Here is a 13,059-nt window from a genome sequence, read left to right on the forward strand (position 1 = left end):
GGCCGAGACCGAAGCACGACGCGCAGACCTGGCCACCACCCGGAAGATCATCGCCGAACGCATCCCACCCGGGACCGAGCCCGATCCGCCCGAGACGAACACCGCCTACCAGGCCATCGTGAACGCCTTCAACCAGCACCCCGGCCGGGCATTCCGAGCCCGCGAACTGCACGAACTCCTCGGCATGCCCACCGACGACGCGACCGTCAACGTCACCCGCAGCCGCCTGGGACGCCTCGTCCGACAAGGCTTCCTCACCCAACCCGGACGAGGTCGCTACCAGAAACGGACTTAACGTCCACTGAGAAGCGGCCACCGGCACTCAGACGCGAAGTGGGCGGCCAGCGCGCCGGAAGCCCAGTCACGGCCGCTTCGGCATGTCAGTGGACAGGGTCTGCTGGGACTTGTCTGCGGTCGATTGTGACGGGACCCGCGTCTGCAGGCTATCGGCGACGGGGGAGGGGGGTGGTGTGGTCGGAGCGCTGAGCCCGAGCCGCAGATGCAGCAGGGCGCTGAGGTCGTGGAGGGTGGTGCCGTTACGCAGGAATTCCATCGGAGGGATGTCGATACTGAACTGCTGACGCACCAAGACCAGGAGCTCGGTGGCCATGAGGGAGTCGAGGCCGTACTCGTCGAGCCGACGGTGAGGGTCTAGTGCATCCGGTTCCATCTGCATGGCCTTGGCGATGTTGTGGGAGATGGCTTTCTGCAGAGCAGCCCGGGATTCCTCGGGGGACATCGCGGCCAGGGAGGTGAGGAAATCTTGCTGGGATTGACCGCCCATCTCCTCGTTGGACGGAATGATCAGGCTGTGCCGGGGAGCGGTGAGACTGGGCAACAGGCTCCGTAGTCGGCTCCAGTTCTCACGGCCGATGCCGGTCACAGGAAAGCCGCGGGTGAGCACGTCGTCGGCGGCAGCGAAGGCGTCCTTCAGCCCGAGTAGTTCCATGCCCAGCACAGCGAGATGGGGAGTGAGGTTATTGCGGACGACGTATCCGGTCTCACCGAGCGCTCCCCAGGCGATGGCCTGGGCGGGCAGTCCGGCTTGGCGTCGCTGGCGGACCAGGGCTTCGAGATAGAGGTTCCCTGCAGCATACGGAGCTTGGTGGATATTGCCGATACCGGCGGCCGCAGACGAGATCATCAAGAACAGATCGAGATCTCTGGTGCGGGTCAGCCGGTCCAAAATGTCGGCCCCCCGGGCCTTGGGAGCGAGCACCGCCGCAAAACGAGCATCGCTCAGCTCGTCCAGTGACGCGTCATCGAGGTGCATGGCACAGTGCACCACACCCCGCAGCCGATGCTCACCCGCGTCGATGCTGTCGATAAGGTCGCGCACAGCACCTTCGTCGGTGACGTCACAGGCATACGCGCGTGCCTGCACCCCGCGGTCGGCCAGTTCGTCCAGCAGCGCGGGCGCCTCGGGTGCCTGACGACCACGCCTGCTGACAAGAGCCAGGTGACGGGCGCCGCGGTCGGCCAGCCATCGGGCGGTTGCCGCGCCGAAGCCACTCAGACCACCGGTGACAAGGTAGGTGCCCTCTGGATCCAGCTGCAGCTGTTGAGGGACAGGTTCCACCGCGGGCGGTTCGTCCAGGGGGTCGAACGCGACGACGACCTTCCCGATGTGTCGCGAATGCTGCATCAGCTCGAACGCATCGTCCACCCGTGCGGCCGGGTAGACGCTGTGCAGCAGGGGGCAGTAGTTGCCGGTCTGCACATGCTCGTCCACCTGCTGCGTGAGCAGGCGCCCTACCTCTGGCTGCTGGGTCAAGGTGGTGAGGTCGACACCGAAGAACGCCAGGTTGTCGTTGAACGGCCGGAGGGAGAGCGGATTGTTCTCCAGGATGTCGCGCTTTCCCAGTTCGATGAACCGCCCGCCAGGAGCCAGCAGTTCCAGACTGCGGCTGAGCGCCTCTCCAGCCAGGGAGTTGACCACGACATCGACGCCGCGGCCGTTCGTGAGGTGGGTGATCTGGTGGGCAAAGTCGAGATTGCGCGAGTCGAGGACGTGCTGAACACCGAGGACACGCAGCAAGTCACGCTTGGATTCGCTGCCAGCAGTCGCAATGACGCGGGCACCACGTTGCGCGGCGAACTGCAGCACCGCGAGCCCAACGCCGCCCGCTCCGCCGTGCACCAAAACCGTCTCTCCCGCACGCAGTCGCGCCAGGTGCTCCAGGCTGTAGTGAACAGTGGAGAAGGCCACGGGGAGCGTGGCAGCAGCCTCGAAGGTCATGCCCTGCGGCATCCGGCGCAGTGCATGTGCCGGAGTGGTGGTGTGCGACGCGAGCGAGCCGGCGGCCATTCCATAGACCCGGTCACCCACGCGCAGCCCGCTCACGCGCTCCCCCACAGCGGTGACCACACCAGCACATTCCAGGCCGGGCACGGTGGAAAGGGTGCGTTCCTGGGCCTCGGGAGGCAGCAGCCCGGTCACCGTCATGATGTCCCGGTAGTTCAGCGCGGCGGCGCGGACGCTCACCGTCACCTCTTCCGGTCCCGCTGCCGCAGGAGTTGTCGCCTGCCAGGCAAGTTCGTAGCTCAGCCCTGGCTTGCGCACGCTGAGGGCATAGCTCTTCGGGGGGTGGGGGGAGGTGGTCGGCAGCGGAAGGACACGGGGTACGAACCGGCCACCCGACGTGAGGGCCACCTCATCCTCCTCCGTGCACGCGCGCAGCTCATCGGTCAGCCGACGGGCGTCACTGTCCTGCTCAGTCGTGCGTTCCAGACTGATGCGGCGCACCCGGACGTCCGGAAACTCGTTGGCCAGAGTGCGTGCGGCGCCCCAGACGGCCGCGTCGACCACGGTGGAAGGTGGTTCGGGCGCCGGCAGGGCGCCGCTGGGTCGTGTGACCAGCCACAGCCAGCTGCTGGTTGTCGAGGCCATCTGCCGGCAGGCATGCGCCATGGCCCGCAGGAGCGCGGCTCTCCGTGCTGTGCCGGCCACAAGGGCCTCGGAGTCGGAAGCCAAGTCTGCCAGCAGCAGGACCAGGTGTACCTCCCCCGCTGAAGTGTTGTGGCCGCGCTCCCAGTCGGCAGCTTCCTCACTGGCGCGCATGCACTGGACCCGGTAGTTTCCGCTGTCCGCCAGCTCCGCTTGCACGGCGGCAGCCAGCGGCTCCTCGTCCGGCGTTTCCGTGGCCAGGACCACGGTGCACGGCGCTTGGCGTCGCTGCCCTGTCGGCGCCGCAGGATGGGGACGCGGCTTGTCCGTGGTGGTCGCCATGATGACGGAGAAGTCGTCATCTCGGCCTTGAGCCGCTTCCGAGCTCTGCAGGATGTCGGTGAAGCCGCACTGTTCAAGGAGCTCGCGCCATGCGTGACTGGGCAGCAGGGGGGACACCGCTCGCAGCGAATGGTCGGTCCGGCGATGCCAGAAACTGTCGAGAAGGCCGAAGTACGGAACCAGCATCCCGGTCGAATGTGCTTCGAAGGCGAGCAAGTGCCCGCCGGGGGACAGGAGTGCGGCGATGCCGCGTACCGCGGCGGTGACGTCCTTGCTGGCGTGCAACACGTTCGCGGCCACCACCAGGTCGAACGTGCCTTCGGCCAGCCCTTGGCCGGCCGCCTCCTCGTCCAGGTCGTACGTCCCGTACTGCACGAAGTCGTAACGGGCGAAACGCTGCTGGGCGCGCGGGAGGAAGTGTGCGGAGGCGTCTGTGAACAGGTAAGTGGTGCGGTCGGCTGGGAGTAGAGGCAGCAGTGCACTGGTCATGCCCCCGGTTCCGGCACCGACTTCTACAATCCGCAGGGGACGGTCGGTGGGCCACTGCCGCACCAACTCGTGTACGAGGGCCTGAGCGATCCGGTTGTAAGCACGACAGGCAGGTGCGATGTCGTAAAAGTTCTCCAAAGCGGTCGCCGCTCCGCCTCCCGTCAGCATGTCCAAAGCGCCGGTGTGGCCGCGCCGGATGCTCGCGCCGTGGACGTGGTTACGTGCCTGCAGCAGGATTTCGGCACTGAACGCAGGGTGGTCACGTACCAGTTCGCCAAACAGGGCGCGCTCCCGCCAAGGACCCGTGGTCAGCCGCCATGTTCCGGCCCCGGCCGGCTCAGCGACCTCGCGCCACTCGTCCGTGGTGAACGCATGCTCGTACTCGGCGACATGTGACCTCTGCAGACCTGCACCGATCAGATGTTCGATGGTGAAAGGCTCGGCAGGGTCCGGCAGCATTGCCGCCGTCACTTCGGCGAGCCGCTGCGTGTAAATTCGCTTCGCCACACCGGAGGGGGCGCCGAGGCGCAAATCGGCTACGGCACGGTACCGCTCGCTGATCCGTGGCCGACAGGCTGTGGCGATTTCGGTCGCGGAAGGCAGGCGACGTGCCGGGGCCACGGTCTTTGGCAGTGGTGCGGCACGCATCTGCGTGTGATAAAGCACCACGGGAACGTGTTCGGGGTGGGTGAAACGTCGCTGCCTGCAGCGCTCGAGCTCGATCGTGACCGTACCGTCCTCGTCCATGACGGTGACGTCCCAGCACATCTCCCCATGCGAGCGCGAACGCTCGCGCACATGGATGAACCCTCGGCCGGAAGGCGACTGCCAGGCCCGTACCGCCCCCACGGCGGAAGGCAGGTAACCGATTTTCCCTTCCAGGACATCCCCCATCAGCAGCGGAACGCCGGCTTGCAGGGCACCGTCCAGCAGCGCGGGATGCGCGATGAACTGCGTTTCGTCCGAATGGTGCTCATAGCCGGCCAGCACTTCTCCCTCGCCCACCCACAACTGGGTCAGCACCTGGAAGGCCGGCCCGTACCCGAGCCCCTGCCGTTCCGTCCACACGTAGTGTTCGGCAGCTGACACGTGCTGTGGGCAGCGCTGGCGCAGGCTGGCCACATCGACGGGCTGGGGGGCGGAGCCCAGGCGAGCGCGCACGCGGGCACGCACATGCGGGCGTCCCTGGCGGCTGTGTTGATCGGTGCTGGCGATGGTGAGGAGTCCATCATCAGGATTGAGTGCCACCTGCGTGTGGACGCTGGAGGCGTCTGCCCACGGCACCGCCAAGGGAGCGGTGATCTGCATGTGGTCCACTTCCACCGGTACGCCCAGGGCGCGCTGTCCAGCGGCCAAGGCCATCTCCACGTACCCGGTGGCGGGCATGACGACCGATCCGACGATCTTGTGGTCGACCAGCCACGGAACCAGGGCCGGCTCGATCGCCCCGTGCCACGAGGGGTGTGGGCCGGGCATCCGCTCCCCCAGCAGTGGATGATCGAGGATGCCGGTGCCACTGGTGCGCACCCAGTCCTCAGCTGATCCTTGCCAGTGGCGTTTGCGCTGCCAGGGATATGCCGGCAGATCGACCATCCGCCCCGGCCGCGGGAAGTGCCTGGTCCAGTCGAGGTCGGCCCCGGCCGCCATCACCGCTGCCTCTGTGTGCAGCAGTGCCGTCCTCCCGCAGGCCCCGCGACGAAGTGTAGGAACCACCGCCACCGCAGTGCGCTCCCACGCGCCGCCTCGCCGCAGGTAGGAGCGAAGCACCGGATGTGGGCCGATCTCCACCAGCACATCCGCGCCGTGGGTGAGGGCCGCTTCGAGCGCGGGCGCGAACTGGACGGTGGCACGCACGTTGTGCCACCAATAGGTGGCGTCCAGCTCGGAGCCCTCGGCCCGCTTGCCCGTAACGGTGGAGAAGAGCGGGATGTGCGTGGAGGAGGGGATGAGTCCGTCTAGTGCTGCGCGCAGGGGCTCACGCAGCGGGTTCATGGCGGCGCTGTGGAAGGCGTAGTCCAGCTCCAGAACGGTACAGGCAGTGTCGCCGCGAGCCATGTCCGCCGCGAGGCGAAGCACTTGGCTCTCCGGGCCGGCCACCGTCACATCGTGCTCTGAGTTGACCGCTGCCAGTTCCAACCCGGCGTATCCGGAGAGGAGTTCCATGGCCTGGTCCGGGGGCAGATGGAGAGCCGCCATCCGCCCGCTGCCGGCCGTCAATGCCTGAGCCCGACTGCGCTCCGCGATCACTCGGGCCGCCTGCTCCAGGCTCAATGCCCCCGAGACGTATGCCGCGGCCACTTCGCCCACGCTGTGTCCGAGCACCGCGGCCGGGGCGATACCCCGCGCGCGCAGCACGGCTGCCACACCGATCTGCACGACGAACAGCAGCGGCTGGGCCACTTCGGTGGCCGTCATGTCCTCGGCGGTAACCGTACCGAGCCGATCCGCCACGGACCAGCCCAGACAGGGACGCAAGGCAGCGTCCACCTCATACACCGCGGCACGGAAGGCGGCATCCTCTGCGAGGAGGTCGGCTCCCATGCCGGCCCATTGCGAACCGTTGCCGGAGAACACGAACGCCACTCGCCCGCGTGCGACCGCCTCACTCACCGCTCCGGAGGTCGCGTCTACGGCAGGGGACGACGACTGGGAGGGCTCCCCCTTCGATTCTTCCTGCGGCGCGAGGAGTTGCTCCATGCTCCGCGTTGCCTCTTGGGCCGTCCGCGCCAGAACGACCGCCCGGTGCCGGTGCAGCCCTCGGCGTCTGCTCGCGCTGTAGGCCACGTCGTAGAAGTGTCCGGGGTCGGCTTCCTTCAGACGCGCGCACATACGCATGGCCGCCTCCCGCAGAGCCTGCGACGAGCTCGCCGACACGGTGACCGGCCGCAGCGCGGCCTCAGCGTCAGCCGGCTGAGAGTCTCGGGGCGGCGACACGGGAGCGGCTGCCACGATGACATGAGCATTGGAGCCGCCGAACCCGAACGAGTTCACGCCCACCATGGGCCGGTCGACCGGCTCCAGTGGCGTGGCCTGCGCGACCGGAGCCACGTTGAGCCCGGCGAAGTCGATATCCGGATTGGCCGGCAGGGAGTGCAACGTGGCGGGAATGATCCCGTGCCGCAGCACGAGCAGCGCCTTGAAGAGCCCGGCCATCCCGGAGGCCGGCTCCAGGTGACCGAGGTTGGACTTCACCGAGCCGATGGGCAACACCGTGCTGCGCCGGGCCCCTAGAGCCCGCCCGATCGCCCTGCACTCAGCCGGGTCCCCCACCGGCGTGCCTGTGCCGTGGGCCTCGAGATACACCAACTCCTGCGGCTCCACCGCGGCTTGGGCGTAGACCTGTCGCAGCAGATCCTCCTGGGCATCGGGATTGGGCAGGGACACGCCAGGGGTGCGGCCATCGTTGTTGGATCCGCTGCCGACGATCACCCCGTGGACCCGGTCACCGTCGGCCAACGCGTCTTCCAGCAGCTTGAGCACTACCAGCCCGCCGCCCTCGGCTCGTACGAATCCGTCCGCGTTCGCCGAGAACGCCGCGCACCGCCCCTGCCGCGACAGCATGGATGCTTGGGAGAAGCCCACATAGTGGTAAGGGCTGAGCAGTACGTTGACGCCCGCGGCGAGTACCGTGCGGCTCGTGCCCTCGTGCAACGTACGGCAAGCGCGGTCCAGGGCGACCAGCGAGGAGGAGCAGGCCGTGTCGATCGCCATGCTGGGCCCACGCAGGTCCAGAAAGTGCGAGAGGCGGTTCGCCGCCAAGCTGGATGCGCCGCCGGCCATGGTGTAGGCGTTGACCGATCGGTGTTGCATCATCTGCAGCGCGGCGTAGGAGGCATCGGAGACGCCGACATATACCGCGGTGTCCGAACCGGCCAGCGACCGAGCGGGAAGCCCCGCGTCGTCCAGGGCCTCTACCGCCAGTTCCAGCAGCATCCGGTGTTGCGGATCCATCCGAGCCGCCTCTTTCGGCGCGATGCCGAAATAGTCGGCGTCGAAGGACGCCACATCGTCCAGGAACCCGCCCGCCGCGGTGTAGCTCTTACCCGGCCGTGGCATGTGGACATCGATGAAGCGGTCGCGGTCGAATCGGTCCGCAGGCGCTTCACTAATCAGGTTCCGTTCCTGCCGCAGGGCCCGCCACAGCCCGTGAAGATCGACGATGCCGCCGGGGAGCCGGCAGGCGACACCGACGATGGCGATCTGCTGAGCCCGTACCGGGCCGAGGCGGGTGTTCACTGGGATGGCCTCCAACTACAGGTCTGCGGTTGCAGAACCGTCGGGCAAGAGCAGCGGCGATGCTGCCACGGGGCACGTCCCCGACACGCCCGTGGAACCGCAGCCCTTCGACGCACATGTGGCTCCCTGAAGTGCTCGGCAGAGCTACTGACCAGCACCAACAGCGGCTGTGACAGTCACGGCCGACCAGCTCTTCCCGCCCCGAACATCACCTGTGTGGAGGATGGCTCCGCCGCGGATGCCTAGCTCATGGCTCGCGCTGCGAAAGGTTGTGGGCACCGACTGGCCCCTTTGGAGCGGAGCTGGCCGGCCTGCCAGCCGCACGAACTTCGCGTCGGCTTCGGAAAGGAGCTCGCGCTCCGCCACGCCTCACGTCATGGTGCGCATGCGAGTGCGTGGAGTTCGTCAAGGGCGTCCTTCCACATCCGGGGAATGCCCGCTCCGCAGGGCATGGCGTCGTCGTACACGACGGAGAGCTCACATGTCGCCTGATACCGGAGAAGCGTGAGATGACACAGCTGGCCGGGCGCCGGAGCGCCCCAGCCGACGACACCGGTCATAACGGCTCCGTCAATCGCAGGCCGCCGAAGGGCCAGGGGAAAGTAGGTGACAGCTAGCGGAAATCGGCGGCCTTCGAAGAGCCGGCGAAGCACCAGCCGAGTCAACGGGGCGGGCGTCAAACGCAGAAGCCAGCGAGAGCTCTGAATACGCCTCTCCGAGCTTTGCGCAGTCAACTGCCGACCGATGAGCTGGTGGCGGCGCAACGGATCCGGATCGTCACACGGCAAGAGAATACGCGCCATGGTGACGAAGTTGCCCGGTAGTCCCTGCTCTGAGATGCGTCGGGTGGAAAGAGGCCACAAAATCCTCACTGGTCGTGGCCTTCGCCCTTCCGCCAATGCGACAGCGCGCATCGCTCCCGCCACGGCTGCGAGAAAGACCTCATCGATTCCAGCGTCCAACCGCCTTCCGATCTCTCGCAACCGTTCTGTCGGTACGGCGCCTACGGCATATGAACGCTTCCGTGTTGTTGCGTTACGGAACATGGGCGGGACGCGGCAAGGCCACATACCTGCCGTAACCTCTCGGACGATCCCGAACACGGCCTTGGCGGACATGCGGTCATCGCCTGCTCCCACCGTTGCCTGCTTTTCCGGATACGGCGGCTGTGGCAAGGAGCAGAGGATTTTAGCTACATAGCTGAGGCCGACGCCGTCCGACACCGCATGGTGGATACGGAACAGCAACACGAACTGCCCAGTGGTTGCGGCGTCATGAATCAGCCAAAGATCCCAGCGGGGGTGGCACTCAGACGGCAGAGGAATGAGTTGTACGCGCCGGAAGGCGCTTTCCCAGTCAGCCTCACCCACCACGTCCAGAACACGTACATGCCGACGCATGTCAACATGGGAAAGTGGTTCCCAGCAGGGCGCTTTCGAGTTCGGAGTGAGGCGGTGTGTGAGCCCGGGCAGCGAGCTCAGCCGCGACTGAACGTAAGAACGCAAGGCTTCCACCGTGGGCGGGCGACCGGCGAAACGCGCGGTCCAGCCGATGGTCAACTCATCCGGTCCGCCCAGACGATGGAATACCTGACTGACCTTGTCAGCGGCCCGAAGGTCGGATGGCGACCTCGGCACATCCTGGGCGGCGGGCGACCGTGGCACGCCGTCGTCGCCCAGACGTTGCGAGCATGCCGCGTTGCGTTTTTCAGTGGGATGAGACATCACAATCCATACCCTCAGGGAACCGGGCCCTTCAGCGCGGCTCACAGCGCCCTTAGTAAGCGTGCGCCGATCGGCGCGAGGCGATCCGACGACCGGAGCCTATGCTCCGACCTGACGGGTATAGCAGCAACGAAACCGCCCGTCGGCCACCTCGTGCCTGCCGGATGGCAGTTGCACCCAGACCGCCCGCCCGAGCCCCCGTGGGCAACGAACATTGCGGGCGGCGCAGCGGCCGGCGGCCCTCTCGGCGGCGCGCGATGGTGCCATCGGGCTGCCCCTGGCCGCGCCGAACGATACCGGCCGCTCCATCGACCGAGCGGAGCCACGACATACCAGGAAACGTATGTCTCCGTCACCACGACGAAGCACAGCGCTGCCGACGGCTGGCGTCGCATGAGCGAGGCTCCGGCTGTCCGCGCCTGGCTGCCTGGACAGCCAATCGTGTGAACACCGGTGACCGCGTTGTGCTGACCGGCGTTGGGATGGGCAAGCCAGAATGCATGGACGACTGCCCATGGGCAAAAAGGGACGTGACACCTTGAGGCTGACAAACCTCGCTGCAGGGCCGGAACGGCCTGGCGGGCGAGCCAGGCGACGGGGAGGCCGCACAAACTGGCGGCGGTTCGGACTTGCCTCTCTGGCCGCCACGCTCCTGGCCACCGGGACCGTCGCCACAACCACAGCAGCCGAAATTCCGGTCTCCTTCGCCGTCGCAGGGAATCCGTTCACTGTCACCGCCGAACACCTAGAGGCCACCGGAGCCACCCAGTTCGCTTCCTTCCGCGAGGACGCGAAGGGCTCCAGCCATCCTGTGACAGTGGTCGGGATCCGTAGCGCAAGTATCGAAGGACTGTGCCAATCCGCGGTAGCCCGCACCCCCTTGGGCGCAGTGACTCTCATCATCCGCTCAAACGGGGACGCACCTGTGACTGCCCGGAACGTAGCACTGGACATCACCCGCCTCACCGGAGACATGACATTCCATTCCGTGGAGATGGGCCGCGATGCCGCCACCTTGGACAGCTCCGGAATTGTCGGCACACCGGGAACCTACGGACAACAAGCCCGCTCGCTCACGGTCGAGAATGCTCGCTTGCAAGCCTGGTCCCTGACCGCGGGAATGTTCTCGCTGACCGGGTCCGACATGTCTGTGCAGCGGGGTGAGCAGACGTGCTCCTGACTGCTCACCCACGTCCGTGGGCCGCCTGTCTCGTCATCGCTCTCGCCGGTGTCGAAATCGGCTCGTTCCCCCTCGCGCGCCCCAGCCTTCTGGGCATGCAGGGATTCAGCGGAGCTAGCGCGGTCCTTGTAGCGGCCGCTCTTCTCGGATGCTCCGTTCTGTTGTGGATGCGCCCAGCAAACGCCGCCCTGAACGGCACGGCGGCAATCTTCCTCGGCCTCTTGTCCTATCCGCTGGCCAATCTGGGCGGCTTCTTGTTCGGCATGCTGCTCGCGCTGCTCGGAGGGGCGCTGGCTCTCGCTTGGCAGCCGGTCGACGAGAAGGCCGTGTCGGTGCCCGCTCGTGACTGAGCGGATGTGGTCGCCCCGCCGCGCAGCGTTTTCTGTACTTCTCCTCCCTCTCCTATGCACATTCGCACTTTCTCCGGACCACGCCGGTGCAACCCCTTCGCCGCATCCCACACCGGCATCCCTTTCCGTCCCCGGCTCATCGACGTCCTGCGCGTCGGAAATCTTTCCACGAGCCCGACCCGCAGGGGCCGAGTTAACGGACACCGTCCAAGCCATCACCAAGTGCCTGAGTGGCACCGTGCCCGAGATCACGTCTCCCGGCAGCGTGGCACTCCAGGCCGAGGACGTCACCGTTACTGGGCTGAAGTGCGGGCTTCTGCTATTGGGCGACGGAGATTGCCGGGCCCTAAAAGTAGTTTTGAACGGCGTGCACATCCATTACCCGCGTGCCGCTGGACAGCCCGGCTCGTGCACCACCGCTCGTCGGATCACCCTCTCTGGCCAGGTGCACTTTCACGCGGCTTCACTCAGCGGTCGCGTGTTCGGCCTCATGAAAGTGGCCACGTCCACAGCTCTGGTGCCACCCGTGCCCATCCCCTACCTTCAACTCACAGACGTTCATGCCACCGGCCTCCGGGCCCGCGCCGGCCTTGTCACTACTCGGCACACGGCCATCCTTCCCAGCGGTCCGCGCTCAGCTGCCTGCCCTGATGACCCGGCCGTTTTCGGCCCCATACAGCTGAACCCTTGACCTCCGTAGCGCCTTCCCCATCACATGCCGCGAGGTCGCAGCGGCCCGAGCGAAGAGAAGTGAGAACCTTATGACTCGCGAAGACATTGCCCGTTCCCTTGTCGGTCTCACCGCCGTGCTGTGGTTCTGGAGTGAGGCGAAATGGGTGATCAGGCAACGCGCTACCAGCGACCGAGTCGTCATCAAGGAAAGCCGGTCCTTTTTTGCACTCGTCATCTCGTACGGGGCCGCACAAATGGGTGCTTTCGGATTGATGTGGTTCTTCCCATCTCTGCAGATCGCAGACGACTGGAGTACCTTGATGATTGCGGCGATGCCGCTGGCGTGGACCGGACTCGCCCTGCGGCAGTGGTCGGTGCACACGCTGGGAGACTTCTTCCGCGCCAAGGTCACCGTGCAGCGAGACCACGACGTCGTCCGCAGTGGCCCCTACCGGTATATCCGGCACCCCTCATACGCCGGTGGACTCATGACCGTCATGGCGATGGCCCTGATCTTCAATCACCTCGCAGCCTGGATCGTCGTGGTCGGTGCCGTATTCACTGGAGCCCTGTACCGCATTCGCGTGGAGGACGAGGTTCTCTGTCGACACCTGGGATCCGACTACCGCCATTACGCCGCGCACACGTCGCGCTTGATCCCTGGTATCTGGTGAACCACCGTAAACGCGTGGCGGCGCGGCTCGCCTCGGGCGATGAGGACCGCACCGGGTACCGCACCGGCGGAACGGGCACTCACGCCTTCGGCCGTCATCGACCGGTTCCTACGTTGCCTCGGCCCGCCCGGGATACCGTCGGACAGTGCCGTCCTGCATGGACGAAGTCGACTTGGCCCATGGGGTCGATGTCGCGCAGGGGATCACCGGGCACGGCGACGAGGTCCCGGTTCGTCCGGGCGCGATCCGGCCGAGGCCGCACGCAGTGATTCCAACCCAGCGACATCACGAGTTCAACCTCAGTAGCGGTAGTTCGTTAAATCCGGAGGTAGAGATCAATACCGTGTCCGGTGGTGACCGCGTCGATCAGGGCCTGGAGGTCGGGGGGTGGGTCTTTGTCCGTCCAGGATGGGCGTTGACCCCTGATGTTGAACACACGAGACACTGGATCCTGAGGATCTGAGAACGGACATCTCGTGGTCATGAAGAACTACCCGCCGGAGTT

7 protein-coding genes are annotated in these 13,059 nt (G+C 66.4%); 5 read left to right on the forward strand and 2 right to left on the reverse strand.

The annotated features are described in order from the left end of the window. The coding region (locus ACWD1Z_RS35340) for a hypothetical protein (RefSeq protein WP_451124678.1) at positions 1-295 on the forward strand (295 nt) is incomplete at its 5' end. Between the two features lie 66 nt (positions 296-361). Here the strand turns inward: ACWD1Z_RS35340 and ACWD1Z_RS35345 are convergent. Both ACWD1Z_RS35345 and ACWD1Z_RS35350 read right to left on the reverse strand, forming a co-directional pair. Beyond that, positions 362-7,954, reverse strand: a complete 7,593-nt coding sequence (locus ACWD1Z_RS35345) for an SDR family NAD(P)-dependent oxidoreductase (RefSeq protein ID WP_451124680.1) — start codon at positions 7,952-7,954, stop codon at positions 362-364. Positions 7,955-8,328: 374 nt separating this feature from the next. Then, a complete protein-coding gene (locus ACWD1Z_RS35350) occupies positions 8,329-9,678 on the reverse strand; it encodes a wax ester/triacylglycerol synthase domain-containing protein (RefSeq protein ID WP_389421575.1) in 1,350 nt (449 codons plus the stop codon). Positions 9,679-10,192: 514 nt separating this feature from the next. Here ACWD1Z_RS35350 and ACWD1Z_RS35355 point away from each other — a divergent pair. The 4 genes from ACWD1Z_RS35355 to ACWD1Z_RS35370 all read left to right on the forward strand — a co-directional run bounded on the left by ACWD1Z_RS35355 (position 10,193) and on the right by ACWD1Z_RS35370 (position 13,017). Beyond that, complete coding sequence (locus ACWD1Z_RS35355; RefSeq protein WP_451124682.1) at positions 10,193-10,858, forward strand: DUF6230 family protein; 666 nt, start codon at positions 10,193-10,195, stop codon at positions 10,856-10,858. Then, positions 10,849-11,208 carry a DUF6114 domain-containing protein gene (locus tag ACWD1Z_RS35360; protein WP_389421573.1) on the forward strand — a complete coding sequence of 120 codons (360 nt, stop codon included), beginning with the start codon at positions 10,849-10,851 and terminating at the stop codon, positions 11,206-11,208. The genes ACWD1Z_RS35355 and ACWD1Z_RS35360 overlap by 10 nt, the downstream gene beginning before the upstream one ends. Positions 11,209-11,969: 761 nt before the next feature. After that, positions 11,970-12,554, forward strand: coding sequence for a methyltransferase family protein (locus ACWD1Z_RS35365; protein WP_389421572.1), 585 nt, complete (start codon positions 11,970-11,972; stop codon positions 12,552-12,554). Between the two features lie 157 nt (positions 12,555-12,711). Continuing rightward, positions 12,712-13,017: a hypothetical protein gene (locus tag ACWD1Z_RS35370; RefSeq protein ID WP_451124685.1), complete on the forward strand. Its 306-nt coding sequence runs from the start codon at positions 12,712-12,714 to the stop codon at positions 13,015-13,017. The last annotated feature ends 42 nt before the right edge of the window (positions 13,018-13,059 follow it).

This window comes from Streptomyces sp. NPDC002784, from assembly GCF_053592135.1.